This is a genomic window from Azospirillum humicireducens (assembly GCF_001639105.2).
Classification (GTDB): domain Bacteria; phylum Pseudomonadota; class Alphaproteobacteria; order Azospirillales; family Azospirillaceae; genus Azospirillum; species Azospirillum humicireducens.
This window is the reverse complement of the sequence record NZ_CP028906.1, coordinates 40,870-66,185: the sequence shown is the minus strand read 5'-3', so window position 1 is coordinate 66,185 and position 25,316 is coordinate 40,870. Positions and strand designations below refer to the sequence as shown.

23 protein-coding genes and 3 pseudogenes are annotated in these 25,316 nt (G+C 68.9%); 6 read left to right on the top strand and 20 right to left on the bottom strand.

The window, feature by feature from the left end:
• The first annotated feature begins 100 nt into the window (after positions 1-100).
• Complete coding sequence (ogt, locus tag A6A40_RS24760; RefSeq protein WP_108548550.1) at positions 101-622, top strand: methylated-DNA--[protein]-cysteine S-methyltransferase; 522 nt, start codon at positions 101-103, stop codon at positions 620-622.
• 42 nt (positions 623-664) lie between these two features.
• On the opposite strand, the gene A6A40_RS24755 is transcribed toward ogt, so the two are convergent.
• The 4 genes from A6A40_RS24755 to uxaC all read right to left on the bottom strand — a co-directional run bounded on the left by A6A40_RS24755 (position 665) and on the right by uxaC (position 5,673).
• Positions 665-1,585 (bottom strand): sugar kinase, encoded by a 921-nt coding sequence (locus A6A40_RS24755; RefSeq protein WP_108548549.1) that lies wholly within the window; start codon positions 1,583-1,585, stop codon positions 665-667.
• 43 nt (positions 1,586-1,628) lie between these two features.
• A complete protein-coding gene (locus tag A6A40_RS24750; protein WP_108548548.1) occupies positions 1,629-2,633 on the bottom strand; it encodes a DMT family transporter in 1,005 nt (334 codons plus the stop codon).
• Between the two features lie 41 nt (positions 2,634-2,674).
• On the bottom strand, positions 2,675-4,210 hold the full coding sequence (locus A6A40_RS24745; RefSeq protein WP_108548547.1) for a UxaA family hydrolase: 1,536 nt from the start codon (positions 4,208-4,210) through the stop codon (positions 2,675-2,677).
• Between the two features lie 62 nt (positions 4,211-4,272).
• Positions 4,273-5,673, bottom strand: coding sequence for a glucuronate isomerase (gene uxaC, locus A6A40_RS24740; protein ID WP_108548546.1), 1,401 nt, complete (start codon positions 5,671-5,673; stop codon positions 4,273-4,275).
• Between the two features lie 309 nt (positions 5,674-5,982).
• Between uxaC and A6A40_RS24735 the strand changes: the two genes are divergently transcribed.
• Complete coding sequence (locus A6A40_RS24735; protein WP_108548545.1) at positions 5,983-6,765, top strand: GntR family transcriptional regulator; 783 nt, start codon at positions 5,983-5,985, stop codon at positions 6,763-6,765.
• A gap of 66 nt (positions 6,766-6,831) precedes the next feature.
• Here A6A40_RS24735 and A6A40_RS24730 read toward each other — a convergent pair whose 3' ends face one another.
• Genes A6A40_RS24730 through gstA form a run of 3 tightly spaced genes read right to left on the bottom strand, consistent with a single transcriptional unit; the run spans position 6,832 to position 8,054 of the window.
• Positions 6,832-7,038, bottom strand: a complete 207-nt coding sequence (locus A6A40_RS24730; protein ID WP_108548544.1) for a tautomerase family protein — start codon at positions 7,036-7,038, stop codon at positions 6,832-6,834.
• 12 nt (positions 7,039-7,050) lie between these two features.
• Positions 7,051-7,428, bottom strand: coding sequence for a nuclear transport factor 2 family protein (locus A6A40_RS24725; RefSeq protein ID WP_108548543.1), 378 nt, complete (start codon positions 7,426-7,428; stop codon positions 7,051-7,053).
• Positions 7,425-8,054 carry a glutathione transferase GstA gene (gstA, locus tag A6A40_RS24720; RefSeq protein ID WP_108548542.1) on the bottom strand — a complete coding sequence of 210 codons (630 nt, stop codon included), beginning with the start codon at positions 8,052-8,054 and terminating at the stop codon, positions 7,425-7,427. Before gstA ends, A6A40_RS24725 begins: the two co-directional genes overlap by 4 nt.
• 117 nt (positions 8,055-8,171) lie before the next feature.
• Between gstA and A6A40_RS24715 the strand changes: the two genes are divergently transcribed.
• Positions 8,172-8,597, top strand: a complete 426-nt coding sequence (locus tag A6A40_RS24715) for a winged helix-turn-helix transcriptional regulator (protein WP_108548541.1) — start codon at positions 8,172-8,174, stop codon at positions 8,595-8,597.
• Positions 8,598-8,646: 49 nt separating this feature from the next.
• Here A6A40_RS24715 and A6A40_RS24710 read toward each other — a convergent pair whose 3' ends face one another.
• The 3 genes from A6A40_RS24710 to kduI form a co-directional block, all read right to left on the bottom strand.
• Positions 8,647-9,024, bottom strand: a complete 378-nt coding sequence (locus A6A40_RS24710) for a cupin domain-containing protein (RefSeq protein ID WP_014189720.1) — start codon at positions 9,022-9,024, stop codon at positions 8,647-8,649.
• Between the two features lie 66 nt (positions 9,025-9,090).
• Positions 9,091-9,864, bottom strand: a complete 774-nt coding sequence (gene kduD / locus A6A40_RS24705) for a 2-dehydro-3-deoxy-D-gluconate 5-dehydrogenase KduD (RefSeq protein WP_108548959.1) — start codon at positions 9,862-9,864, stop codon at positions 9,091-9,093.
• Positions 9,865-9,890: 26 nt separating this feature from the next.
• Positions 9,891-10,727 carry a 5-dehydro-4-deoxy-D-glucuronate isomerase gene (gene kduI / locus A6A40_RS24700; RefSeq protein WP_108548540.1) on the bottom strand — a complete coding sequence of 279 codons (837 nt, stop codon included), beginning with the start codon at positions 10,725-10,727 and terminating at the stop codon, positions 9,891-9,893.
• Positions 10,728-10,966: 239 nt separating this feature from the next.
• Here kduI and A6A40_RS24695 point away from each other — a divergent pair, with 239 nt between their 5' ends.
• Entirely contained in the window at positions 10,967-11,413 is a 447-nt protein-coding gene (locus tag A6A40_RS24695) for a methylglyoxal synthase (RefSeq protein ID WP_108548539.1), read from the top strand.
• 43 nt (positions 11,414-11,456) lie between these two features.
• Here the strand turns inward: A6A40_RS24695 and A6A40_RS24690 are convergent, their stop codons facing one another.
• The 9 genes and pseudogenes from A6A40_RS24690 to A6A40_RS24655 form a co-directional block, all read right to left on the bottom strand.
• Complete coding sequence (locus A6A40_RS24690; RefSeq protein ID WP_108548538.1) at positions 11,457-12,215, bottom strand: GntR family transcriptional regulator; 759 nt, start codon at positions 12,213-12,215, stop codon at positions 11,457-11,459.
• A gap of 159 nt (positions 12,216-12,374) precedes the next feature.
• A complete protein-coding gene (locus tag A6A40_RS24685) occupies positions 12,375-13,391 on the bottom strand; it encodes an ABC transporter substrate-binding protein (RefSeq protein ID WP_108548537.1) in 1,017 nt (338 codons plus the stop codon).
• 51 nt (positions 13,392-13,442) lie between these two features.
• A pseudogene (locus tag A6A40_RS31760) lies at positions 13,443-13,758 on the bottom strand (ABC transporter permease); the annotation flags it as partial.
• A 526-nt stretch (positions 13,759-14,284) separates the two neighbouring features.
• Positions 14,285-14,566, bottom strand: a pseudogene (locus tag A6A40_RS31750) (ABC transporter permease); the annotation flags it as partial.
• A gap of 1 nt (position 14,567) precedes the next feature.
• The coding region (locus A6A40_RS32345; protein WP_335645211.1) for an ABC transporter permease subunit at positions 14,568-14,829 on the bottom strand (262 nt) is incomplete at its 3' end.
• 292 nt (positions 14,830-15,121) lie between these two features.
• Positions 15,122-15,272: pseudogene (locus tag A6A40_RS31745) on the bottom strand (ABC transporter ATP-binding protein); the annotation flags it as partial.
• Positions 15,273-15,917: 645 nt separating this feature from the next.
• Complete coding sequence (locus A6A40_RS24665; protein ID WP_108548534.1) at positions 15,918-17,132, bottom strand: threonine ammonia-lyase; 1,215 nt, start codon at positions 17,130-17,132, stop codon at positions 15,918-15,920.
• Positions 17,129-19,840, bottom strand: a complete 2,712-nt coding sequence (locus tag A6A40_RS24660; protein WP_108548533.1) for a penicillin acylase family protein — start codon at positions 19,838-19,840, stop codon at positions 17,129-17,131. Before A6A40_RS24660 ends, A6A40_RS24665 begins: the two co-directional genes overlap by 4 nt.
• Positions 19,841-19,991: 151 nt before the next feature.
• Positions 19,992-22,343: a hybrid sensor histidine kinase/response regulator gene (locus A6A40_RS24655; protein ID WP_108548532.1), complete on the bottom strand. Its 2,352-nt coding sequence runs from the start codon at positions 22,341-22,343 to the stop codon at positions 19,992-19,994.
• A gap of 158 nt (positions 22,344-22,501) precedes the next feature.
• Between A6A40_RS24655 and A6A40_RS24650 the strand changes: the two genes are divergently transcribed.
• Entirely contained in the window at positions 22,502-23,095 is a 594-nt protein-coding gene (locus A6A40_RS24650) for a hypothetical protein (RefSeq protein WP_108548531.1), read from the top strand.
• A gap of 17 nt (positions 23,096-23,112) precedes the next feature.
• Here the strand turns inward: A6A40_RS24650 and cbiB are convergent, their stop codons facing one another.
• Complete coding sequence (cbiB, locus tag A6A40_RS24645; protein ID WP_108548530.1) at positions 23,113-24,075, bottom strand: adenosylcobinamide-phosphate synthase CbiB; 963 nt, start codon at positions 24,073-24,075, stop codon at positions 23,113-23,115.
• A gap of 68 nt (positions 24,076-24,143) precedes the next feature.
• On the opposite strand from cbiB, the gene cobD reads away from it, so the two are divergent.
• The gene (gene cobD, locus A6A40_RS24640; RefSeq protein ID WP_108548529.1) at positions 24,144-25,265 is read left to right on the top strand and encodes a threonine-phosphate decarboxylase CobD; all 1,122 of its coding nucleotides are present in this window, start codon (positions 24,144-24,146) and stop codon (positions 25,263-25,265) included.
• Positions 25,266-25,316 lie beyond the last annotated feature (51 nt).

Below are 25,316 nucleotides of genomic sequence, written 5' to 3'. Positions count from 1 at the left end.
CACGCGAAGCAGGAAATTGCGCCCTATCAAAGAGTTGCCTTGAAAAGGCGCTGCCTTCAATTTTGGCAGTGCGCCTATGCAACAGGGATAGGGGGGCGCCATGCCCGCAGTCTCCAGCCTGCTGATCGACCGCACCGCGACGCCCATCGGCGAGCTGATCCTGGTGGCAGACACAGACGGCGCCTTGCACGCCATCGACTGGACCGACCATGAGGAGCGGCTGCACCGCCTGCTATGCCTGCACCATCGCAGCGGCTACGAATTGCGGCAGACAGCCGATCCGGGCGGGCTGACACGGGCGATGGACGCCTATTTCGCGGGCGAGCTTTCGGCAATCGACCGGCTGCCGGTGCGCACTGGCGGCACGCCCTTCCAGCGCGCGGTGTGGGCGGCGTTGCGCGGCATTCCCTGCGGCGTGACCATAACCTACCGCGAGTTGGCGGTGCTGGCCGGGCGTCCGGCGGCGGTGCGGGCGGCGGGGCATGCCAACGGCGCCAACCCGGTCGGCATCGTGGTGCCCTGTCACCGGGTGATCGGATCGGACGGAACGCTGACCGGCTATGGCGGCGGGGTGGAGCGCAAGCGCTGGCTGCTGACGCATGAGGGGGCGGCGGTCCGATAACCTGTCCCGCCCTCACCCCTTCCGTTTGTCCTGCTGTTCAGATCAGGCCGGCATGGCGTCGCGCGGGATGATGGCGCCGCGGTGCTGGATGACGGCCGCGGCCAGCCTGTGGGCGGCGCGGGCGGCATCGGCCGGACCCTCGCCGCGCAGGCGGGCAGCGAGATAGCCGGCGCTGAAGCTGTCGCCGGCCGCCGTGGTGTCGACCACCGTGGCGACCTTCAGCGCCGGCACCTCGACGGCTTCGCCATTGTCGATCACCACGCAGCCCGGCTGCTCCAGCTTCAGGACGATCTCGGAAACCCCGGCCTCGCGGACGCGGGCCAGCACGGCGTCGGCATCGGCGTCGTCATAGAGGTCGCGCAGGTCGGTGACGCCGGGCAGCGCGATGTCGGTCAGCCGCAGCATGCGGTCGAAGGCGGCGCGGGCAGTCCCGATGTCCGGCCACAGGCGCGGGCGCCAGTTGGTGTCGAAGGCCACCTTGCCGCCGCGCGCGCGGACCCGCGCCAGCAGTTCGAACAGCCGCTCGCGGCCCTCTTCGCCCAGGATGGCGATGCTGATGCCGGACAGATAGACGATGCCGTAACCCTCCAGCGCCCTGGACAGGTCCGGCGTCTGCGGTAGGGCGAACAGCTCGCGCGCAGGCGCCCGGTCGCGCCAGTAGAGGAAGCGGCGCTCGCCGCTGGCATCGGTTTCGATCAGGTAGAGGCCGGGCAGACGGTTCGGCACCCGCAGGACGTGGGACGTGCCGACCCCTTCCGCCGTCCAGGCCGCCACCATGCCGTCGCTGATGCTGTCATCGCCGAGAGCGGTCACATAGTCGACCGGCGTGCCCAGACGCGCCAGATAGACCGCGGTGTTCAGCGTATCGCCGCCGAACCCCATGGTCAGCGACCCGTCCGGCCGCCGGAACATCTCGATCATGCATTCGCCGAGCGCGGCGACGCGGTTGGGCGTGTCGGTCATGTTTCTTCTCCACAAGCCGGGGAACGCCCCGGCAAATCAGTCATCACGCCGCGGAGCGGCGTTGCTGCGCCCGCATCCGTTCGCGGTGCGCGGTGTAGAGGCCGCTGGCGATGATCACGCCGGTGCCGACGAAGGTCCAATGGTCGGGAACCGCGCCGAAGACGAGGAAACCCAGCGCGGTGGACCAGATCAGCTGGACGTAGGTGAAGGGCGCCAGCACCGATGCCTCGCCCTGGCGGTAGGCCAGGATCAGCAGCCATTGGGCCAGGGTGTAGATCAGCCCGATGAAGGCCCCGAGCAGCATCTCCCACGGCGTCGGCCATGCCGCGTGCAGGGGAAGCAGCGCCGTCAGCACGATCAGGCCGGTCAAGGCACTCCACACCATGGTGGTCAGCGGGTTCTCCTGCACCGTCATCTTGCGCGTCGCCACCAGGCCCAAAGCCCAGCAGAAGGCGGTCAGGACCGGCAGCAGCGTCGCGGGGTTGAAGCCGTCCGCCCCCGGCCGGATGACGATGACGACACCGGCGAGCCCGACCAGCAGAGCCGCCCAGCGGCGAATGCCGACCGTCTCCTTCAGCAGCAGGATCGACAGCACGGTGACGAAGACGGGCGAGACGAAGCTGATCGCCGCAGCCTCGGCCAGTGGCAGATGCTGCATCGCCATGATGAAGAACAGCGCCGAGCCCAGCATGCCCATGCCGCGCAGGATCTGCAGCCCCGGCCGCGTCGTCTTCAGCACCCTGAGCGAGCCACCGCGCAGCGCCAGCGGCATCACCAGAGCGCTGAAGACGACATAGCGCATCCAGACGATCTCGGCCGGCGGCAGGGTCCGGGCGAGATATTTCGCGGTGACGTCCGAGCAGGACAGGCAGGCTGCCCCCAGCACCACCAGCAGGATCGCGCGCATCGGCTCGATCCCCTTGGGGGCCGCTCCCTTCACCGCGCGGCCGGCGGGCGGACCCGCCTCCGGCTGCATCGGTGTCTGCGGGGCGTTCACCGGCACCGGGCCGGTGTCTGCACCGTTGCGGGGGGTGGAACTGTCTGGCATGGCGCCGGCTCGTCATCGGTCATGGAAAGGGGGCGGACCCCTTACATAACCGCTCCCATCTGCCAAGGAGCGAATTCATCGGCGCCGACGCCGAGTTCCTCGCTCTTGGTCTTGCGGCCCGACGCGGTGTCGAGCACCAACTGGAAGATCGCGCGGCCGACCTCCTCGATCGAGGCGTCGCCGCTGGCGATGGCGCCGCAATCGATGTCCATGTCGTCCGGCATCCGCCGGAACAAAGTGCTGTTGGTCGCCAGCTTCAGGCTGGGCGTCGGCTTGCAGCCGAAGACCGAGCCGCGGCCGGTGGTGAAGCACAGCACGTTGGCGCCGCCCGCCACCTGACCGGTCGCCGACACCGGATCGTAGCCGGGGGTGTCCATGAAGACGAAGCCCTTCTCGGTGATCGGCTCGGCATAGCGGTAGACGGCGGTCATCGGGGTGGTGCCGCCCTTGGCGACCGCGCCCAGCGACTTCTCCAGGATGGTGGTCAGGCCGCCCTTCTTGTTGCCGGGCGACGGGTTGTTGTTCATCTCGCCGCCGGTGCGGCTGGTGTACTCCTCCCACCAGCCAATGCGCTCGACCAGCGCCTCGCCCACCTCGCGGCGGACGGCGCGGCGGGTCAGCAGATGCTCGGCGCCATAGACCTCCGGCGTCTCGCTCAGCACGGCGGTGCCGCCGTTGCGGACCAGCAGGTCGACGGCATAGCCGAGCGCCGGGTTGGCGGTGATGCCCGAATAGCCGTCGGAGCCGCCGCATTGCAGCGCCAGCGTCAAATGGCTGGCCGGCAGGGTCTGGCGGGTGACGTCGTCGATCTCCGGGAGCAGCGCCTCGATCCGGCGGATGCCCTCGCGGGCGGCCGCGGCGGTGCCGCCCATGTCCTGGATGCCGATGGGGATGACGCGGGCGCCCTCCTCAAGGCCGGTGGCCTCCATCAGCTTGTCGATCTGGTTCACCTCGCAGCCGAGGCCGAGCAGGATCACCGCGGCGAAGTTGGGGTGGCGGGCATAGCCGGCGATGGTCCGGCGCAGCGTGTCCATCACCTCGCCGCTGCCGGCCATGCCGCAGCCGTAACCGTGGGTGAGTGCCACGACGCCGTCGATGTTGGGGTAGGCGGCCAGCGCGGGGCCACGGAAATGGTCGGCGATCATCCGCGCCGCGGTGGCGGAGCAGTTCACCGAGGTCAGCACGCCGATGTAGTTGCGGGTGGCGACGCGGCCGTCCGGGCGAAGGATGCCCTGGAAGGTGGCGCGCTCGGCCTCGGGGATCGGCTCGACCGGGTGGACGTCGGCACCGAAGGCGTAGTCGCGCTCGAAATCGCTGCCCATGCCCATGTTGTGGACGTGAACATGGTCGCCCGGCTGGATCGCCACGGTGGCGAAGCCGATGACCTGATTGTACTTGCGCACCGGCTCGCCCGGCGCGATGGCGCGCACCGCGACCTTATGCCCGGCCGGCACCGGCCCGGTGGTCGCGACGCCAGAGACCTCGGCGGTGCCGGGCAGGGTGGTGCCGGGCTCCAGGTCGGCGCCGGCGACGACGACGTTGTCGGCGGGGTGCAGGCGGATGGTCAGCGATGCCATGGGAAGATGTCCTTGCGAAGGAAGCTGGGCCGCGCCGGAACGGCTCCGGCGCGGCCGGGCAATCACAGCTTGTAGGCGGTCTTGGCGAGGCGGTAGGCAAGGTCGACCGCCAGATCCGCCGCCTCGTCCTCCTCCATCCGGTGCTCCGCGACCAGCCGGGCGAGGAAGCTGCAGTCGACGCGGCGCGACACGTCGTGGCGGGCCGGGATCGAGCAGAAGGCGCGGGTGTCGTCGTTGAAGCCGACCGTGTTGTAGAAGCCGGCGGTCTCCGTGATCATCTCGCGGTAGCGGCGCATGCCCTCCGGGCTGTCGTGGAACCACCAGGCCGGGCCGACGCGCAGCGCCGGGTAATGGCCGGCCAGCGGCGCCAGCTCGCGGGAATAGCTGTCCTCGTCCAGCGTGAACAGGATGATGGTCAGGTCGCGCTCGTTGCCGAAGCGGTCGAGCAGCGGCTTCAGCGCCCGCACATACTCGGTGCCGCTCGGGATGTCGGCGCCCTTGTCGCGGCCGAAGCGCTCGAACAGCATGGTGTTGTGGTTGCGGAAGGAGCCGGGATGGATCTGCATGACCAGACCGTCCTCCAGGCTCATCCGCGCCATTTCCGTCAGCATCTGGGCGCGGAACAGCTCGGCCTCCTCGGCCGTGGCACTGCCGCGCCGCACGATGTCGAACAGCGTCTCGGCCTCGGCGCGCGGCAGATCGGCGGTCGCCGCCGTCGGATGGCCGTGGTCTGTCGAGGTGGCGCCATAGCTCTTGAAATAGAGGCGGCGGTCGGCGAGGGCGGCGAGATAGCCGTCCCAGGTCGTGGTGTCCTTGCCGGTGATGCGGGCCAGTTCGGCGAGATTCTCGCGGAAGCCCTCGAACTCCGGATCGACGACCGGGTCGGGACGGAAGGCGGTGATGACCCGGCCCTTCCAGCCGCTCTCGCGGATCGCCTTATGGTGCTCCAGCGTGTCGAGCGGCGATTCGGTGGTCGCCAGCACTTCGAGGTTGAAGCGCTCGAACAGGGCGCGCGGGCGGAATTCCGGCTTGCGCAGGCACTCCTCGATCTGGTCGTAGATGCGGTCGGCGCTGGCAGCGCTCAGCCGTTCGGTCACGCCGAACACGGTCTCGAAGGCATGGGTCAGCCACATCGACGTCGGCGTGCCGCGGAACAGGTGCCAGTTGGAGGCCAGCAGGCGCCAGATGGCGCGCGAGTCGGTCGAGGTCTCCCCGCCGTCCTTGCGCGGAACGCCCAGCTGTTCCAGCGGAATTCCCTGGCTGTAGAGCATGCGGAAGGCATAATGGTCGGGCTTGACGAACAGGCTCGCCGGGTCGGGGAACGCCTCGTCCTTCGCGAACCAGGACGGATCGGTGTGGCCGTGCGGGCTGATGATCGGCAGGGCGCTGACTTCGCCGTAGAGTCGGCGCGCGATGGCGCGCTGCGTCGGGTCGCTCGGGAAAAGACGGTCGGGGTGAAGCATCGGAAGCCTCTGCGCTGCAAGAGAGTGACAAAAGCAGGGTGGGGAGAAGGCGGGGTCCGTGCGGGGGACCGTCCCTACCGGCTGGCGTATAATATTAATATATCAGATATGATTGCAAGCCCAATCGTTCCGAAGGCGGGATGCGAATGCCCGCAAGGGCTGCGCCCAGTCGCCGCACCCCATCCGGGCAAAAGGCAGGGCTCGACACTGGCGATGGGTTTGACCTTGGCGAAGCGGGGCGGGTAGATTGCAGGACATGAGGAACGTCCCACGGGCGGAAGACTGCCGCCCCGTTACATGCCTGCCGGAATGGAGTCATCGGTGAAGAAGGTCGCGACGACAGACGATGAAGGCGGCCTGGCCCCTGCAACCTCCCGGCGCGCCGCGGTCCCGGCGGCGACGGTCCGGCCGCCGCGCCGCGCCGCGACGGTGGCGTCGCGCATCTACCGCGACCTGCGGGGCGAGATCGTGTCGCTGAAGCGCAAGCCCGGCGACGCCATCGCCGAAAAACAGATTGCCGAGACCTATGGCGTCAGCCGCACGCCGGTGCGCGAAGCGGTGCTGAAGCTGGCCGACGAGGGATTGATCGAGATCTTTCCGCAATCCGGCACCTTCGTGGCGCGCATCCCGCTGGACGGCTTGCCGGAAGCCTTCGCCATCCGCAAGGCGCTGGAAGAGGCGACGGTCCGCTACGCCGCGGCGCGTGCCACGCGCAGCCAGATCGCAGCGCTGCGAGCCAATCTGGAGTTGCAGAAGGAGAAGCAGGAGGCTGCGGATTTCGTTGGCTTCCACCAGGCCGACGAGGCGTTCCATGCCTTGGTCGCGGAGATCGCCGGCTATCCCGGATTCTGGACGCTGATCCAGCAGACCAAGGTGCAGATCGACCGGTACCGTCTGCTGACCCTGCCGGTGCTCGGCCGCGTCGCCGAGGTGATCGCGGAGCATACCGCCATCGTCGATGCCATCGCCGCCAACGACCCCGCCGCCGCCGCCAACGCGCTGGACGAGCATCTGGACGATCTGCAGATCTCGGTCGCAGACATCCGCCGCGACTATCCGCGCTATTTCACCGCGCCGGGAGACCCGGTTTAAGGGCCGGCTCAAGGGAGGGCCGGTCTACCGCGGTCTCCGAAGCCCAGGTTCGCCGGGAGCCCACGATCATGTGCCGATGGTCTTCCGGTACTCCGCGACAGGAAGACCGCCGACCCCCCAATCCTCCATATCGACCTCGTCGATGACGACGAAGGTGGTCGCGGGGGTCTTGTCCAGCACGTCCACCAGAAGGTCGGTCACGCCTCTGATTAGCTCGGCCTTCTGTTCCGGCGTGGCGCCTTCGCGCGTGATCTTGATGTTCACATACGGCATGTCAGTCGCTCCCTATGCCTGGCGTTCGATGATCTGAAAGACCTTGGCGATGATCCTCCACCGGCCATCCGTGCGCACCAGGGTGAGGAAATCGACGAAATCGCGCTGGCCTATCGAACAGCGCACGCGGGCGACCGCGGTGTTTTCGCCGGCCAGATCGATGGCGTCGATATGGTCGCGCCGAGCCTCGTTGCGCGAAGCAGGCGACTGGCGGGCGGCGACGACCGGCACATAGTCTTCCATGGTGCGATAGAGCAGCGGCGCCTCGTCGGCGGTCGCATAGATCGCCCTCGGATGAAAGACGCTCTGAAGCTTGTCGACGTCGCAGAAATAAAGCGCGTCGAAATAGTCCTGCAGGACGTCGCCGATGTCGGTCAAGGTCCGGGTCATTCGGCGGCCTCGTCGGCAATCAGCCCTTCCTGACGCATGGCATCGCGAACGGATGGCCGGGTGGCGATGCGCGCCACATAGGCCGCCACATGCGGCCAGCGGGCGAGATCGAACCCGATGAAACCCGACCAGTTCAGGACGACGAACAGATAGGCATCCGCAACGGTAAAGCCGTTGCCGAGGATGAAGTCCCTGCCGTCGGCAAGGCCGCGCTCCACATCTCCCATCCGCCGGGCCAAGCGGCCTTCGACCTGCTCCCTTTCCGCCTCTCCGAGCGGATAGCCCCTGAAATAGGGGCTGAATGCCTTGTGCAGTTCGGACGAGGTGAAGTTGAGCCATTCCTGCAGACGCGCACGCTCCACGGTGCCGTAGGCCGGCGCGAGAGACGCTTGGGGATGGGTATCGGCGATGAATTGAAGGATCGCCGGGTTCTCGGTCAGAACCGAGCCGTCCTCCAGTTCAAGAGCCGGCACATAGCCCTTTGGATTGACGGTGCGATAAGCGTCCCCGGCTTCGGTCAGGCCGGTTTCGGTGTCGACCCGGACGGCATCATAGGCCAGACCGACCTCGACGAGCGCTATCCGCGACGACAGCGAACAGGCGCCGGGTTTGAAGTAGAGCCGCATGGAAACCTCCTTGGTTGTGGGGATGGCCGGACTCTATTGAGCGACGTTACCCTTGCCAACCAAGTTTCCATCGGTTACTTCGTATTCGGGTTTCCCTGCAGTAACCTGATCGTTCTCATGAGTTTGAAAGTCAGAAAGAACCGGAGCGCGCCTCCGCCGCAGACTTGCGCTCTGACCGAGTGCATGGCGGTCATCGCCGGAGCCTGGGCGCCGAACGTGATCTGGCACCTGCGCGCCGGTCCGCGGCGATTCAGCGAATTGCGCCTCGACATCCCGCCGATTTCGGCCAAGGTCCTGTCGCAACGGCTTCGTGAACTGGAAAGCCGCGGTGTCATCACCCGCAGCATCCAGCCAACGACGCCGCCTTCGGTGGAATATGCCCTTACGCCGCTCGGCCAGGAACTGGTGCCGGCCTTGGATGCCATCGTCGAGGTTGGCCACAAGCTCAAGGCCATTGCACGACAGCAGGTTTCAAGCGGCCGTCGAACGATTGGTCCACGGGGATCGAAGCCTGCCGATGCCGATGGAGGTGCGGAAGGCTGATGGCAAGCCTTCGCCGTCTCCCTCCATCGAGATCGACCGCCGGGCCCGGTCAGGCCGAAGGCGCGTCGGCCGCCGCGGCGTAGGCCACCGGCTCGCCCAGGAAATCCTCGCGGATCGGCGTGAAGATGTCGAGCAGCACGCCCGGCTCCAGAGCCACCACGCCATGCAGAACGTTGGACGGCACCATGTAGCCGTCACCGGTGTTCAGCCGCTTGGTGCGGCCGTCGATGGTGACGTCGAAGGATCCCTTCTCCACCACGGCGCACTGGACATGCGGGTGGCGGTGCTGCGCGCCGATGGCGCCGGCCTCGAACTCCACCCGCACCATCATCATGGCGTCGTTGTAGCCGAGGATCTTGCGCCGCACCCCGTCGCCCAGATCCTGCCACGGGATGTCGTCCGCGGTCACGAACACGTCGGTGGTCATTGGTCGTCTTCCTTCTTCCCCAGAGATCCTGTTTCCGCCCCGGACGGCGGCGTGTGTCGGTTCCCGTCAGCGTGCCAGCCAGCCGCCATCGACCGGCAGGGTGATGCCGTGGACATAGTCCGAGGCGTCGGAGGCCAGGAACACCGCCGGGCCGGCCATGTCGGACGGCAGGCTCCAGCGCCCGGCCGGGATGCGCGCCAGGATCTCGGCGTTGCGCGTCTCGTCGGCGCGCAGGGCCGTGGTGTTGTTGGTCTCGACATAGCCCGGAGCGATGGCGTTCACGTTGATGCCCTTGCCCGCCCATTCGCAGGCCAGCAGCTTGGTGACGCCGGCGATGCCGCTTTTGGAGGCCGTGTAGGATGGCACCCGGATGCCGCCCTGGAAGGACAGCATCGAGGCGATGTTGATGATCTTGCCCTTGGCGTCCTCACCCGCCGCCCGGCGGGCGAAGACATGGCGGCCGAAGGCCTGGCAGAGAAAGAACACCGACTTGATGTTGACGTTCATCACGTCGTCCCAGTCGGCTTCGCTGAAGTCGATGGACTCGGCGCGCCGGATGATGCCGGCATTGTTGACCAGGATGTCGACATGGCCCAGCCCTGCGACCGCCTCCTCCATGATGCGGGGGACCGGTTCGATGCTGGTGAAGTCGGCGGAGATGGCGACGAAGCGCCGGCCGGCGCGCTCCACCATCGCCTGCGTTTCCACCGGCGGGGTGCGGCCGGCCACCGCCACGTCGGCGCCGGCCTCGGCCAGCGCCACGGCGATGGCCTGGCCGATGCCGGTGTTGGCGCCGGTGACCAGCGCCGTCCGGCCGGACAGATCGAAGGGCTTGCTCATGGATCCGGTCATGGCTTCGTCGGTCCTCAGCGCAGGCGGTCCATGGCGACGAAGTCCATGTCGGTGAAGTCCTGGTTGTCGCCGCCCATCGCCCAGATGAAGGTGTAGTTGCGGGTGCCGACGCCGGAATGGATCGACCAGGGCGGGGAGATCACGGCCTGCTCGTTGGCGACGACGATGTGGCGGGTCTGCTCCGGCTCGCCCATCAGGTGGAAGACGCGGGCGTCCTCCGGCAGGTCGAAGTAGAAATAGACCTCGCAGCGCCGGTCATGCGTGTGGCACGGCATCGTGTTCCACATGTTGTTCGGCTTCAGCACGGTCATGCCCAGCACCAGCTGCGCCGTGCGCACCACGTCGGGGTGGATCATCTGGTAGATGGTGCGCTCGTTCGACTGGGCCGGGTCGCCCAGATGCACGGCCTTGGCCTGCCCGATGGAGATCTTCATCGTCTCGAACCGCGCATGGGCCGGGGTGCTGTTCAGGTAGAACTTGGCCGGTTCGCTGCGGTCCAGGCTTTCGAAGGTGACGTCCTTGCTGCCCATCGCGACATAGAGCGCGTCGCGCGGCGCCAGTTCGAACACTGCGCCGTCGACGGTGACGCGGCCGGCGCCGCCGACATTGACCACACCCAGCTCGCGGCGGTCGAGGAAGTTGGGCGAGCCGATCTCCTTGGACGACACCAGCTTGACCGGGCCGGCGACCGGCATGGCGCCGCCGACGACGAAGCGGTCGACATGGCTGTAGGTGAAGATGGTCTCGTCCGCCTCGAACAGGGTCGGAACCAGGAAGTGGTCGCGCAGCGTCTCGGAATCGAAGCTGCGCACCGCATCGGGGTGGGAGGCGTGACGGACGGAGATTTTCATGTCGGTCGGGTCCTTCGAATTCGGGGGTGGCCGGCGATCCGGCGAGTCTGTCCCGATCATACTAATATACTAGTAAGACGGACAAGCCCTAATGATGGAAGGCCGGACATTTCACCGGGCGGAGAATGCGCGACAAAATCGCGGGAATGCCGTGCCGGCCGGATCCGGCAGGGTGGCCGCGTTGCGCCTGGGCCCGATCTAATATATTAGTGAAGAGGTGATTTCCGGAGACCATGCCCATGACCGCCCAGCAGCCCCGCAAGCGCATCGCCCTCGTCGCCCATGACGCCCGCAAGGCGGATCTCATCGCCTGGATCGGCGCCAACATCGCGGCACTGGACGGCCACGCCTATTGGGCGACCGGCACCACCGGCCAGACGGTGCGCACCGCCCATCCCAACCTGGACGTGACCCCGCTGAAGAGCGGCCCGCTCGGCGGCGACCAGCAGATCGGCGCCATGATCGCGGAGGGACGGATCGACCTGCTGGTCTTCTTCGTCGATCCGATGACCGCCCAGCCGCACGACGTGGACGTGAAGGCGTTGACCCGCCTTGCCACGCTGTACAACATCCCGATGGCCTGCAACGAGGCCACCGCGGACATGATCGTATCCTCGCCGCACTTTGCCGGCGGCTATGTCCCGCGCGCGGCGAGCTTCACCGCCTACGAGACGCGGACGGTGTGAGGGTGGCCGACCGTCTCCCGTTTCGCCGCAGTCGGTTGGTGAATCAGTTGGTGAAATAGTGGGGATTGGTCCGCTGGACGTCGGCGATGCCCAGCTGAAGGTCGGTCAGGTGACGGCGCAGTTCGGCGACGGCACGGTCGGGATCGCGGGCGGCGATGGCCTCGACGACGGCGCCATGTTCGGCAAGGGCCTTCTTCATCCGGCCGGCGACCGGAAGGGTCAGGTGGCGGTAGCGGTCGACCTGCCGCTTCACCTGCTGGGTCACCGTCCAGAAGCCGGGATAGCCGGATATCTCCGCCAGCAGCGCATGGAACTCCTCGTCGGCCTCGTGGAAGCCGTCGAAATTGCCGGCCTCCTCCATTTCCCGCTGCAGTTCCAGGTTGGCGCGCAGGCGGGCGACCTGGCTGCCGGTCGCCTGTTCGGCGGCATAGCGCACCGTCGCCTCCTCCAGCGCGCGGCGGATGGCGATGGCCTCGGGCAGGGCGCTGAGCGGGATGCGGGCGACGAAGGTGCCGGATTGCGGGAACACCTCCACCAGCCCTTCGTCGGCGAGCTTCAGCATCGCCTCGCGCACCGGGGTGCGGCTGACGCCATAGGTATCCGCCACTTCCTTCTCGATCAGCGGTTCGCCCGGCTTGCGGCGCAGTGAAACGATGTCGTCGCGCAGGTCGCGGTAGATGGTGCCCGACACGGTGGCGCCGCGGTTGGCCGGCCTTGCGGTGGCGCTGGCGGGCCGGCGGCGGCGGCGGCGCGCCGGAGCGGTCGCATCCGCCAGAGTCATATCGCCCGCGTTGGAGTCCATGTTCGATCCGTTCCTGTCAGCGGCGTGACGCCGTGCTTACTAATATATCTCTTGCGCTCCTCTTGCGGAAAGTCTTTTGCCGACGGAATTGCACGTCTGTCTTGTGCGGTCGGGAAGAGGGAACGGCACATCGCCCCAGCTTCCCGACCGCCTGCAGCATTACAGCTTCGCCGCCGCGTCGAACACCGCGTGGCTGTAGGCGCCCTCCGGCTTCTTGGAGATCACCGGCGCCGACGCGCCCGACATCAGGATGCCGACGGTGCGGTCGAAATCGGCCGGGTCGAGATAGCCGGTGCCCTTGGCGCCGCCCTCGATCAGCTTGGCGACCTCCTGCATCATGGTGGTCTGGTGTTCCTCGGTCTGGGCGCCGGTGGTGTCGTTCTCCAGCACGATCTTCACCGCCTCAGCCTGGTTCTTGGCGGCATATTCCCAGCCCTTGGCCGAGGCTTTGACGAACTTCGCCAGCTTCTCCACCGTCTTGGGATCGGACAGCGATTTTTCGGTGGCGTAGAGACCGTCCTCCAGCGTCGCGACGCCCTGGTCCTGATATTTGAAGACGGTCAACTCGCTGGCCTTCATGCCGGCCTCGATCAGCTGCCAATATTCGTTGTAGGTCATGGTGGAGATGCAGGCCGCCTGCTTCTGCAGCAGCGGATCGACGTTGAAGCCCTGCTTCAGCACCTTCACGTCGGGGTTGGAGCCGGAGGTGGAATAGCCCAGCTTGCTCATCCAGGACAGGAACGGATATTCGTTGCCGGAGAACCAGACGCCCAGCGTGTTGCCCTTGAAGTCCTTCGGATCCTTGATGTTGGCGTCCTTGCGGCAGGTCAGCATCATGCCGGACTTCTGGAACATCTGGGCGATGTTGACCAGCGGCACGCCCTTTTCCCGGCTGGCCAGCGCCGACGGCATCCAGTCGACGATCACGTCGGCGCCGCCGGCGGCGATGATCTGGGTCGGGTTGATGTCGGGGCCACCGGCCTTGATGGTGACGTCCAGCCCGGCGTCCTTGTAGAAGCCCTTGGCCGCGGCGACGTAATAGCCGGCGAACTGGGCCTGGGTGACCCATTTCAGCTGCAGAGTCAGCGGATCGGCGGCGGCGGCCGGCGCACCCCAGCCGGCGAGGCCGGTGAGCGCGGTGGCGGCGAGCAGGACGGCGGAGGCAAGGGTCTTCATCGCGGTCGATCCTCTTCTGGCTGGGGTTTGATCTGGCTTGAAGGAAGGCGGTCAGCGTTTGCGCAAAGACGGGTGCCAGGCGGTGACATGCCGCTCCGCCAGCGCCAATGCGCCGTAGAGCAGCGATCCGGTGAGTGCGGCGACGGCGATGGTCGCCCACACCACATCCAGATTCATCCGGGCGACCTGGGTGGAGATGCGGAAGCCCATCCCCACCACCGGCGTCCCGAAGAACTCGGCGACGATGGCTCCGATCAGGGCCAAGGTTGAGTTGATCTTCAGTCCGTTGAACAAAAAGGGCAAGGCGCAGGGAAGCCGCAGCATTGCCAGCGTGCGCCAATAGCCGGCGCCGTAAGACCGCATCAGGNGCAGGACCGAAATCAGCACCGTCTGGCGGAAATCGTCCCACAGATCGGCGGCATGGACGGCGAAGGCGGACAGCACCGCACTGGGCGGCGGCAGCAGGATGGTCGGCACCTGGAAGCCGCGGGTCAGGATCTCCCACAGCATCACCAGCGCCAGCCCGAACAGGGCGGGGCCGGCCAGCCGCGCCGGACCGCTGACCTCCGCCAGCAGGGCCAGCACCCGCCACAGCAGCAGGGTGGCGCCGGCCACATAGACCCACAAGCCGCCGGCCTGGGCGAGGCCATAGCCCTGCTTCAGCAACACCAGCGGTGCGGCATAGGCGGCGGCGACCCCGGCCAGCAGGAGCAGGGCCTCCCCCAGCGCGCTGCCGGGCAGGCGGCGGCCGAGGATCGTCGCAATGGTCAGGGCGAACAGGGCCAGCGCCATGGGAAGCTGCGGCAGGAACAGGGGGGTGCCGTCCAGGCCGGCGAAGGGCAGCAGCGGGGCGGCCAGCATGACGAGCGGCCAGGGCGCCATGGTCGGACGCTTCATCGTGCACCTCCCCGGCCGCCCGGCACCAGCGCCCGTTCGGCGAGGCCGACCGCGGCCACCAGCGTGACGCTCAGCAATGCTGCCATCACCAGGGCGCTCCAGATCTGCACGGTCTGGCCATAGTAGGAGCCGGACAGCAGCCGCGCGCCCAAGCCCGCCTGCCCGCCGGTCGGCAGTTCCGCGACGATGGCGCCGACGACGCTGGCGGCGACCGCGATCTTAAGGCTGGTGAACAGGTAGGGCAGGGAGGCCGGCAGGCGCAGCAGCCGGAAGGTCTGNGGCTGGCGCAGGTCGTGGCTTCGGCGGAGCGCAGCCCTTTCACCATGCCGATGGTGATCGGGAAGAAGCACAGATACATGGCGATGATCGCCTTGGGCAGCAGGCCGGTGAAGCCCATATTGCCGAGGATCACCACGATCATCGGCGCAATCGCCAGGATCGGCACGGTCTGCGAGGCGATGACCCAGGGCATCAGGCTCGATTCCAGCGTGCGCGCCTGGACGATTCCCGCCGCCAGCGCCACCCCCAGAACCACCCCCATGCCGAAGCCGGCCAGCGCCGCCCCGGCGGTGACGCCGGTGTGGTAGAGCAGGTTGCGGATGCTGGTCACCGGATGGCCGGTCAGGGAATTGTAGAGGTCGACCGCCACCTGATCCGGCGTCGGCAGGATCGGCCGCTTCATCGCCAGCGTGGCGCGGATCAGGTCGGCGGTTGTCCAGCTTTGGCCGGCGCGGTTCAGCGCATCCGTCGCCATCGGCGCGTTCAGCCAGACGGCGCCCGCGTACCACAGCACCAGAACCGCCAGCGCCATCACGGCGACCGGAAGGGTGGTTTTAGTCGTCATAGCTGTGGCCCTCCATCAACCCTTCACGGACGCGGTGGGCGATCCGCTGGAACTCCGGGCTTTCGCGGATGTCCAGCGTGCGCTCGCGCGGCAGCTCGCGGTCGCAGTCGATGACGTCGAGGATGCGGCCGGGACGCGGGNTGCCGCAGCCGCTGGGGCCGATCAGCGAAATGAAGTCGCCCTTTGAGATGCACAGGCTGACGTCGCTCAGCGCGTAGACCGGATGGTCGGCGGCCTGATAGGTCAGGGTCAGGTTGCGGATGTCGACGATGGTGCGCGGCGCCGGTTCGGCGGCCGGCGGAACCAGAGTGAGCGGTGCGGGCTGGGCGGCTGGCACGGCGTTCGTCCCTTCGCGTTGGCGTCTCTCGCGGGGGACTGGAGCAAGAAGCGAGCCAGCCCGGCCGATGGGGCTGGCATCGCGTGGCAGAACGTTGTTTTCACTGCGGGAAAACCTGTCTGATGGGACAGGAACTGACGGGACGGACAATCTGCGGACCGGGCGCTGTTCCGGCAGGCGCACAATTTTCGGGCCGAGTCTGTCCGGCTGGTCAATTTTCAGGCATTGGCGGAAAAAGACCCTCTCCCGTCGCGGGAGAGGGCATTCACACAATTCCAGGCATCGCTCAGCTTCTGAGACAAAAGGAACTTTGCGTCATCCCCGCGAATGCGGGGATCCAGGAAACTCCGCAGATCAGCGGTGGATGTGGCTGGATTCCCGCCTTCGCGGGAATGACGGCCGACAAAATTGCTTTTCGCCCTCTCCCGTTGCGGGAGAGGGTTTGCCGTCAGCCTACCTCGACCATCAGGCTGGTCGGGTAGCCGGCGTCCTTCATGCGGGCGATCAGGGTCTCGACATGGGTCTGGTTGCGGGTTTCCAGAACCACGTCGACCTCCGCCATCTTCACCGGCACATTGTGGAACAGGCGCTGGTGGTGGACCTCGACGATGTTGGCGCCGGCCTCGCCCAGCAGGCGGGTGACGCGGGCCAGTGCGCCGGGGGCGTCGGTGATGCCGATGCGCAGGCGGACGATGCGCCCTTCATAGACCAGCCCGCGCATCAGAACCTGCGCCATGATGCGGGAATCGATGTTGCCGCCCGACAGCACGATGCCGACCCTGCGGCCGCGGTAGCGCTCCGGTTCCTCCAGCACGGCGGCCAGCGCCGCGGCACCGGCCCCTTCGGCGACCTGCTTCTGCACGGTGGCGAGGCGGTAGACCGCTTCCTCCAGCCGGGCTTCCCCCACCTCCACCACGTCGTCGACCAGGGCGCGGATGATCGGCAGGGTCAGGGCGCCGGGCGCCTTCACCGCGATGCCCTCCGCCACCGTGGCGCCGCCGCAGGTGATCGGCTGGCCGGCCAACGCCTGCCGCACCGCGGGGTAGAGGCTGCACTGGACGCCGACGATCTCAAGGTCCGGCCGCAGCGCCCTGGCCGCGGTCGCCATGCCGGCGATCAGCCCGCCGCCGCCGATGGGGACCACCAGCACGTCGAGATCCGGCACATCCTCCAGCAGTTCCAGCGCCGCGGTGCCCTGGCCGGCGGCCACCAGCGGGTCGTCGTAGGGATGGACGAAGGTCAGCCCGTCGCGCGCGGCGAGGTCTTGGGCGAAGGCGGCGGCCTCGCTCAGCGTCTCGCCATGCAACTCGACGGTGGCGCCGAGAGTCTCGGTGCGCTCCACCTTGGTGAAGGGGGTGAAGGCGGGCATGACGATGGTGGAACGGATGCCGAGCCGCGTGGCGTGGCAGGCCACCGCCTGGGCATGGTTGCCGGCGGACATGGCGATGACGCCGGCGCGGCGCTCCGCCTCGCCCAGCGACAGCAGCTTGTTCAGCGCGCCGCGCTCCTTGAAGGAGGAGGTGGCGTGCAGGTTCTCCAGCTTCACATGCAGCCGGCATCCCGCCATGTCCCCCAGGCGGGGCGCCTCTACCGTGGGCGTCCGGGGCAGGTGCCCCGCGATGCGCGCCGCCGCGGCGCGCACGTCCTCCAGAGTTATGGTCATTCGTTGCGTGTCCCGGTGTTGCGTGGTGTGAGTGTCAGCACCTCCGCCCCTGCCGAGATCAGCGTGCCACGGTCGCCGGCCAGACGCAACGCGCCGCCGTCGCGCCACATCTCCACCAGATCGCCCCAATGGCGGGACCAGATGTTGCCGGACTGGCCGGTGGCGATCACGAAGCGCGAATTGTCCAGGTCGGCCAGATCGTAGACCGCGCGGAAGCCGGCGCCATGGACATGGCGGAACGGATTCGTGGAACTGCGGATGGTCGTCGATCCGCGGTTGACGGTGAAAAAGTCGCCGTCGGTCTCCACCGACACATCCGCCATCCCGCCGATCACCGGCAGGCGGCCCAGCATCCGGTGGGAGAGATCGGCCTTGTGGTCGTCGCCCCAGCGCCAGCTCTTCGGGCGGGAGCCGTGGCGCTCGGCCAGCGTCGCCACCGCGGTCTCCAGCGACCGGCCGATCATGTCGGCGCAGCTTTCCTTCTGCGCGGTGGTGACGTCGTCGCACCAGTCCGGCCGGTCGTGGATGACGCGGCGCAGCGCTTCCGGCCGCAGATCCCAGTAGGCGGCGAAATCGGCGCCGAGTTCGTCGGCGAAGACCGCCCGCACCAGCTCCCGCAGCCACATGGTGAAGATCAGCGGTTCCGGCCGCTCGCGGTCCATCCGCCCGTCCCAGCCGCGCAGCAGCGCCGCCGCGTCGCTCGCAAGTCCCGGAGGCGTCGGGTATTTCAGCAGCTCCGGCAGGAAATCGCGGGCCGGCAGCGAGATGATGTCCATCTGCTGGCGCGCGACATCCTCGACGGAATGGCGCCCGGCGCCCAGCATTTCGACGATGCGCTTGGCGCGCGACGGGTCCGGCCAGTCGGTGGCGAGGCGGTAGGGATAGTCGTGCCCGACCACCGCGTTGTTGGCGTTGACGAACTGGCCCGACGGCGGATTCACCGCCTGCGGCAGCGCGTAATAGGGCAGGAAGCCGGTCCAGTCATACTCGCCGGTCCAGCCCGGAACCGGCACGCGCCCGTCGCCCTTGCGGCGGATCGGCACCCGGCCGGGGGTGATGAAGCCGACCTCGCCGGTCACGTCGGCATAGACGACATTCTGCTGCGGGGCGACATGCAGGCGCAGCGCGTCGCGCGCCGCTTCCGCTGTTGCGGCGTGGTTCAGGCGGTAGAGCGCCTCGGCACTGGTGTCGTCGTCGGCAAGGCCGGGGAAGGACAGCGCCAGCACAGGGCCGCCGGGTGCGGCCCCGCCGGCCGGCGGGGCGTCCAGGTCGGAGATGACGGGGCCGTGGCGCGTGCTGCGCACGGTCAGCGTCTGCGACGGCTCGCCGGCAATGGCGATGGTCTCCGCCCGCGTCTCGAAGGGTTCGCTGCCGTCGGGGGTCAGGTAGCGGCTCGGATCCTGCGGGACGGGCTTTTCGACGAACAGGTCCTGGGTGTCGCTGTGGGTGGTGGTGAAGCCCCAGGCGACCTTGCCGTTGTGGCCGAGGATGGTCAGCGGCACGCCCGGCACGGTGGCCCCGGCGCTGGTGAAGCCCGGCGTCACGATGCGGGCGAGATACCAGAGGATCGGCGCCTCCAGCCCCAGATGCGGGTCGTTGGCGAGGATCGGCTTGCCGGTGGTGGTGCGCGCACCGGTCAGCACCCATTCGTTGGACGCGGTGTCGAAGCCCATCTGCGGCAGGGCCGCCAGGGTGCGGCGCACCATGTCCCGCATGTCCATGCCGCGCAGCTCGCCGGCCAGCGTGGTGGGCGCACCGGGGAGGTCGGACGGGAACAGGTCGTCGATCTGCTGCGGCGACAGCCGCTCCAGCACGCGGGAACGGAACAGCTCGTCCCGGTAATTGGCGGACAGCTGCAGCGCCATCAGCTTCGCCCAGACCAGGCTGTCGGCAACGGTCCAGGGCTCCGGCGTGTGGCGCAGAAGCTGGAATTCGAGCGGCAGCGCTTCGGAGCGCGTTTCGAGATAGGCGTTCACGCCCTCGGCATAGGCGTCGAAGGCGGCGCGGGCGTCGGGCGACAGGGTGGCGGCCATCGCCTCTGCCGAGCGACGGACCCCCAGCGTGCGCATCAACCGGTCGCTGCGCAGCGCGAAGTCGCCGTACTTGACGCCGATCAGCTCGGCCAAGCGGCCGGCGCCGGCCCGGCGCATCGTCTCCATCTGCCACAGCCGGTCCTGGGCATGGGCATAGCCGAGCGCACGGTAGGCGTCGCGCTCGGTCGCGGCGAAGATGTGGACGACGCCCCGGTCGTCGCGGACGATCTCCGCCGGGGCGCCGCTGCCGGGGATGGCGACGGTGCCGCTGGTCTGCGGCTGCTGCGCCCGCATCCACAGATAGGTGCCGAGCAGAGCCACCGGCGGCAGCAGCACCAGGACTCCCGCCACCGCCGCGACCTTGCCCCAGCGCCCGCGCGGCAGCCGCAAGCGCGGCCGGTTCGGCGGAGGCGGGGCATAGGGCGGCTGCGTGCCGTAGGCCGGCTGACCGGCATAGGGCGGAATGGGGGGCGCAACGGGCTGTTGCGGATAGGGAACGCCGGGATGGGACACGCCCGGATACTGGACCGGTGGCTGCTGCGTCGGGTGCGGCGGATAGCCGGCGGGGGGAGGCGCGGCAGGTGGCGGGGCGGGGCGGGACAGCGCACGCGCCAGGGCGGCGCGGAGATGGAAAGCGCAGGTCTCGCCGGCGCGGATCAGGGAACGGCGCAGCATCACGGTCCGTGGGAGAGAATGGGGCGGCGGCGGGCGGGGGCAGCCGGGGGCTCGTTCGGGTGGCGGATGCTAGTTCCCGGCCGCGGGCGCGTCCAGGGCTGCATGGGTGGAGTGGAGCGCTTTTTCGGACCTGCACCCACGAGGCCGCGTCTCAGGCTGCCGAAGTCAGGATTTCCCGCAGCATCGGGGCGGACACCGGCTTGTGGACCAGGCGGTGGCCGCTGCGCTGGACCTCGGCGATGCGGGCGGGGTCGGTGTCCCCGGTCAGCACCACGGCGGGAACGCGCACGCCGCAGACGCCATAGATGTCGCGGATCGCCTCCACGCCTGTCCTGCCTTCGCGCAGGCGGTAGTCGGCGACGATCATCGCCGGCTGGCGTCCCAGGTTCAGCAGCGATTGGATCGCCTCGTCGGCAGACACCGCGGCGACCACGTCGTATCCCCATTCCTCCAGCATCGCCCGCATGCTCAGCAGGATGATGGTGTCGTCGTCGACCACCACGATCAGGCCCTTGGCGCGCGCCGGCTCCACCGGCAGGCGAACCGGCTTCGGGATCGGGCGCGGCACCGCCGCCGGCAGGTCGAGGAAGAAGCCGCTGCCCCGCTCCGGCGTGGAACGCACGGTCACGCCATGCTCCAGCAGCCCGGCAAGCCGCCGCACGATGGCGAGGCCGAGTCCCAGGCCCTTGCGCCGGTCCCGCTCCGGGTTGGCGAGCTGGGTGAACTCCTGGAAGATGTCCTCGGTCTTGTCGGCGGGAATGCCGATGCCCTGGTCCAGCACCGCCAGCCGCAGCCCGCCGCCGCGATGCAGGCAGCCGATCAGGATTTCCCCCCGTTCGGTGTAGCGGATGGCGTTCTCGATCAGGTTGCGCAGGATGCGCTCCAGCAGGGCGGGATCGCTGCTGATCCAGGCCGAGGTCGGGACATGGCGCAGCGTCAGACCGGATTCGCCGGCGCGGATGCGGTATTCCTCCGCCAGCCGGTCCAGCAGCGGGCCGAGCGCGAAGTCGGTGACGCTGGGCTTCACCACCCCGGCATCCAGGCGCGAGACGTCCAGCAGGCTGTCCAGCATCACCCGCAGGCCGGTCAGCGATTCGGTCATGCTGGCCAGAAGCGGGGCGGTCGGGTGGCCCTCCAGCTTGTCCGACAACGCATGGGCGAAGAAGAACAGCGACTGCAGCGGCTGGCGCAGGTCGTGGCTGGCGGCGGCCAGGAACTTCGTCTTGGCGCGGTCGGCGCGCTGGGCGTCGTCGCGGGCGTGCACCGCCTCGATCCGCGCGGCCTCCGCCTCGTCGCGGGCGCGCAGGATCGCCTCCTCCGCCGCCTTGCGGGCGGTGATGTCGCGCATGATCCCGGTGTACATGCGCCGCTTGCCGACATGCCATTCGCCGACCGACAGGTCGAGCGGGAAGGTGCTGCCGTCCTTGCGCAGCCCTTCCACCTCGCGGCCGATGCCGACGATCCGCCGCTCTCCCGTGCGGTGGTAGCGGTCGAGATAGCCGTCATGGGCGGTACGGTAGGGCTCCGGCATCAGCATGTTGACGTTGCGGCCGATCACCTCGTCGGCGCGGTAGCCGAAAGTCTTCTCCGCGGCGTGGTTGAAGGACTGCACGATACCGTGGTCGTCGATCAGGATGATGGGGTCGACCGCGGTGTCGACGATGGCGCGGTAGCGCGCCTCCTGCTCCGCCGAACGGTCCGCCTGCTGCCGGCGGTCGAGCAGCGAGGACAGCAGGGCGAGGCACAGAAGCAGCAGCGTCCCCAGCCCTGTCATCACGGCCAGAAGGGTGGAGGACAGCGCGTGTCCCTGGTCGGTGACGATCATTTCCGGTTGGTGCGCAGCCCGGTGGGCGGGCGCCAGGGCCGGTCCGCCGGCACCCAGCTCCGTCACCGGCTCCATGCCCGCGGCGGCCATGCCGGTATAATGCATCGCCACCACGCCCAACCCCAGCAGGACGGCGCCGGCGGCGCGCTGCAGCGGGCGCCGGGTGCGGAAGGCCAGCCACAAGGCCACCGTCGAGGCGACGATGGCGATGACGATGGAGACGGCGACCAGAAGGAGGTCGTAGGACAGTTCCATGTCCATGCGCATGCCCGCCATTCCCACATAGTGCATGCTGACGATGCCGAGACCGGTGAGTGTTCCGGCGACGCCGAGGGTGAAGCGGCGCGGCCGGTTGCGGGCCACCGCGAACAACCCGGCACCCGATACCGCGACCGCCAGCAGGAAGGACAGCGCCGTCAGCCCGGCATCGTAGCCGATCGGCACGTCGCTGCGGTAGGCCAGCATGCCGATGAAGTGCATCGACCAGATCCCGGCGCCCAGCGCCAGCGCCGCACCGGCCAGCCGCCGCACGTCGCCGCGCATCTCCCCATGGCCGCCGCTCTGGAGACCGCCGTCGCCGACACGGGCGTGATTTGCCAAATCAAGGGCGACGTAACCGCCGAACACGGCGATGACGTAGGATAAGGCGACGAGCAGTGGATCGTATTGGCCGGGCACGGGAGTCGTGGTGGGTTGTACGGACTGGTCGGGTTTGTAGCGATATCGTTTGCATATGTGCGGAGACAATTGAGGGGACAGTGCCAGCCCCTTCCTACGAACGAAAGGCTCGCCTTGGTGGTAGACTGCGACCTACGACGTCCGTCGGGATATGACGGATGAACGGGCCCTCCTCTTCCGGGAGGCCGAACGCCCCCGGCCCATCCGACCGGCCGACTCCTTTGCGCTCCCGTTCCGGCTCGGCGGCAGGCCGCCTTCTGCGTCCGGTGGGAACCCTGGCGGCCCTGCTGTACTTCCTTCTGGATGCGCTGGCCTACTGGGTGGTGCGGCCGGTCCTGCACCGGATCGCGCAGCTTCCGGTCTTCGCCCGCATCGGCCGCCGGATCGGCGCCTGGATCGCCGGGCTGGCCCCCTATCCGTCGCTGCTGCTGGTCCTGGTGCCGCTGGCCCTGCTGGAGCCGGCGAAGCCGGTCGGGGCCTGGCTGTTCGCCATCGGGCGGCCCTGGTCCGGCGCCGCCGTGATCGCCGGGGCGGAGCTGGTGAAGATCACCCTGGTGGAGCGGCTGTTCCACATCGCGAAGCCGAAGCTGCTGACCATCGGCTGGTTCGCCCGCGGCTACGGCCGGGTGACCGCATGGCTGTCCTGGCTCAAGGAGACCGCCCCTGTCCGTGCCGCCCGCCGCCTGCTGCGCGGGCTGCGCCGGATCGCGCGCCGCTTCTCCCTGATGGTGCGGCGGGCAGCGGGGAGGTGACGGATCGGACCGGAGAATCAGGCCAGCAGCGCCAGCACCAGCGCTCCGCCGATCAGCAGACCGCAGGCTCGACGGTAGAGCGCCAGGGCGCGGCCGATGTCGGTCGGAGTCGCGGCGGTGCGGCCGGCGCCGAGCCAGACATCCTCGATGCGGGTGGCGCCATAGACGCGCGGGCCGCCCAGCCGCAGGTCGAGCGCGCCGGCCATCGCCGCCTCCGGCCAGCCGGCGTTGGGGGAGCGGTGGCGGTGGGCGTCCTGCCGTACGGACCGCCACGCCTGCCGCGGGTCGGCCCCCTCCATCATCCGGGCCGCCCCGACCAGCAGCAGGGCGGTCAGGCGGGAGCCCGGCAGATTGACCAGATCGTCCAGCCGCGCCGCAGCCCAGCCGAAGGCCTCGTGCCGCGGCGTGCGGTGGCCGATCATGCTGTCGGCGGTGTTGATCGCCTTGTAGAGCGCCAGTCCCGGCAGGCCCCCCACCAGCAGCCAGACGGCCGGCGCCACCACCCCGTCGGAGAAATTCTCCGCAAGGCTTTCGATGGCGGCGCGGGCGACCGCCGGCTCGTCCAGCGTGGCGGGGTTGCGGCCGACGATCATCGACACCGCCTTGCGCGCCCCCTCCAGCCCGCCGCTGCGGAAGCCGTCGGCGACCGCCGCCACATGGTCGTGCAGGCTGCGCTGGGCCAGCAGGGTGGAGGCGAGCGCCGCCTCGATCAGCCAGCCGAAGGGCAACAGCCGGCAGGCCCAGGCCACCGCCACCGCCACGCCGCCCACCGTCAGCAGCAGCACCGCCAGCGCCAGCACGCCGAACGCCTTGCGCCGGGCGAAACCGTCATTCTCACGGTTGAGTGCGCCGTCGAGCTGCGCGATAAGCGCACCGATCCACACCACCGGGTGGCGGATGCGGGTATAGAGTGGGTCCGGATAGCCGGCCACCGCCTCGATCACGAGCGCGGCGGCGAGCAGGAAGGGATGAAGCGGCACGGCAGGGACGTTCCAGTGGATGGGGCGGCCGGCAGGCCGCGCGAGGGTGGAAGCAAGGAGGCGCGATCATGGCCGAAGACGGCACGGCGACCAAGCCGCGCGTGACGGGTGGGGGCGGGGCGGGGGAAGGCGGCGTGCTGCTGCATGGCGGCGACCTGGACGGGGCCCGCACCGCCTTCCCGGCGGCGCCCGAGCCCTGGGTCGACCTGTCCACCGGCATCAACCCCTGGCCCTATCCGCTTCCCGCGGTCCCGCCGCAGGCCTGGACCCGGCTGCCCGGCCGGGCGGAGGAGGAGGCGCTGCGCGTGGCAGCCGCCGCTTGCTACGGCGCGCCGTTGGCGGAACTGGTGGCTGCCGCGTCGGGTTCGCAGGCGCTGATCCAGCTGCTGCCTCGCCTGCTGCCGCCCGGCCGGGTGGCGGTCATCGAGCCGACCTATGCCGAGCATGCCCGCTGCTGGTCGCTGGCCGGTCATGAGGTGCGCAGTGTGGAGGGCACGGACATCCCGATCACGGATGCCGTTGACGTTCTGGTCATGGTCAACCCCAACAACCCGGACGGCCGGCTCCTGCCGCCCGAACGGCTGCTGGAGCTGGCGGCGGCGCAGGCGGCGCGCGGCGGCTGGCTGGTGGTGGACGAGGCCTTCGCCGACATGGAGCCGGAGCAGAGCGTCGCCCGCTTCGCCGGACGGCCGGGGCTGGTGGTCCTGCGCTCCTTCGGGAAGTTCTTCGGGCTGGCTGGCCTGCGGCTGGGGATCGCGCTGGCGCCGGCCGGGCTGGCGCGGGCATTGCGCGATGCCGCCGGTCCCTGGGCGGTATCCGGCCCCGGCCTGTCCATCGCCACGGCGGCGTTCGCCGATGGGGAGTGGATCGCGCGGACGCGCGGCAAGCTGGACGACGCGATGGCGCGGCTGCGCCGGCTGCTGTCCGATGCCGGCCTGACGGTGGTCGGCGGCACCGCGCTGTTCTGCCTCATCGAGGATCGGCGGGCGCCCGACCTCTATCGTGCGCTGGGGGAGGCCGGGATCCTGGTGCGCCGGTTCGACCGGCGGCAGGATTGGCTGCGCTTCGGCCTGCCCGGCCCGGAGGAGGCCTGGCAGCGACTTGGCGTCGCACTCGGCAGCCATGGAAACCGGGGGCAAGGCGGGGACAAGGTCGGGACGATTCAATCAAGCAAAAAGTCAGCATCTTGAACAATCGCCGAAAATTTTATACGCTCAACTGTTTTTAGAAGTCCGGCCGGA

Coding starts and splice junctions, on each gene's coding strand:
- ogt (WP_108548550.1), top strand. CDS start 101: ATGCCCGCAGTCTCCAGCCTGCTGATCGACCGCACCGCGACGCCCATC.
- A6A40_RS24755 (WP_108548549.1), bottom strand. CDS start 1,585: ATGACCGACACGCCCAACCGCGTCGCCGCGCTCGGCGAATGCATGATC.
- A6A40_RS24750 (WP_108548548.1), bottom strand. CDS start 2,633: ATGCCAGACAGTTCCACCCCCCGCAACGGTGCAGACACCGGCCCGGTG.
- A6A40_RS24745 (WP_108548547.1), bottom strand. CDS start 4,210: ATGGCATCGCTGACCATCCGCCTGCACCCCGCCGACAACGTCGTCGTC.
- uxaC (WP_108548546.1), bottom strand. CDS start 5,673: ATGCTTCACCCCGACCGTCTTTTCCCGAGCGACCCGACGCAGCGCGCC.
- A6A40_RS24735 (WP_108548545.1), top strand. CDS start 5,983: ATGGAGTCATCGGTGAAGAAGGTCGCGACGACAGACGATGAAGGCGGC.
- A6A40_RS24730 (WP_108548544.1), bottom strand. CDS start 7,038: ATGCCGTATGTGAACATCAAGATCACGCGCGAAGGCGCCACGCCGGAA.
- A6A40_RS24725 (WP_108548543.1), bottom strand. CDS start 7,428: ATGACCCGGACCTTGACCGACATCGGCGACGTCCTGCAGGACTATTTC.
- gstA (WP_108548542.1), bottom strand. CDS start 8,054: ATGCGGCTCTACTTCAAACCCGGCGCCTGTTCGCTGTCGTCGCGGATA.
- A6A40_RS24715 (WP_108548541.1), top strand. CDS start 8,172: ATGAGTTTGAAAGTCAGAAAGAACCGGAGCGCGCCTCCGCCGCAGACT.
- A6A40_RS24710 (WP_014189720.1), bottom strand. CDS start 9,024: ATGACCACCGACGTGTTCGTGACCGCGGACGACATCCCGTGGCAGGAT.
- kduD (WP_108548959.1), bottom strand. CDS start 9,864: ATGAGCAAGCCCTTCGATCTGTCCGGCCGGACGGCGCTGGTCACCGGC.
- kduI (WP_108548540.1), bottom strand. CDS start 10,727: ATGAAAATCTCCGTCCGTCACGCCTCCCACCCCGATGCGGTGCGCAGC.
- A6A40_RS24695 (WP_108548539.1), top strand. CDS start 10,967: ATGACCGCCCAGCAGCCCCGCAAGCGCATCGCCCTCGTCGCCCATGAC.
- A6A40_RS24690 (WP_108548538.1), bottom strand. CDS start 12,215: ATGGACTCCAACGCGGGCGATATGACTCTGGCGGATGCGACCGCTCCG.
- A6A40_RS24685 (WP_108548537.1), bottom strand. CDS start 13,391: ATGAAGACCCTTGCCTCCGCCGTCCTGCTCGCCGCCACCGCGCTCACC.
- A6A40_RS24665 (WP_108548534.1), bottom strand. CDS start 17,132: ATGACCATAACTCTGGAGGACGTGCGCGCCGCGGCGGCGCGCATCGCG.
- A6A40_RS24660 (WP_108548533.1), bottom strand. CDS start 19,840: ATGCTGCGCCGTTCCCTGATCCGCGCCGGCGAGACCTGCGCTTTCCAT.
- A6A40_RS24650 (WP_108548531.1), top strand. CDS start 22,502: ATGAACGGGCCCTCCTCTTCCGGGAGGCCGAACGCCCCCGGCCCATCC.
- cobD (WP_108548529.1), top strand. CDS start 24,144: ATGGCCGAAGACGGCACGGCGACCAAGCCGCGCGTGACGGGTGGGGGC.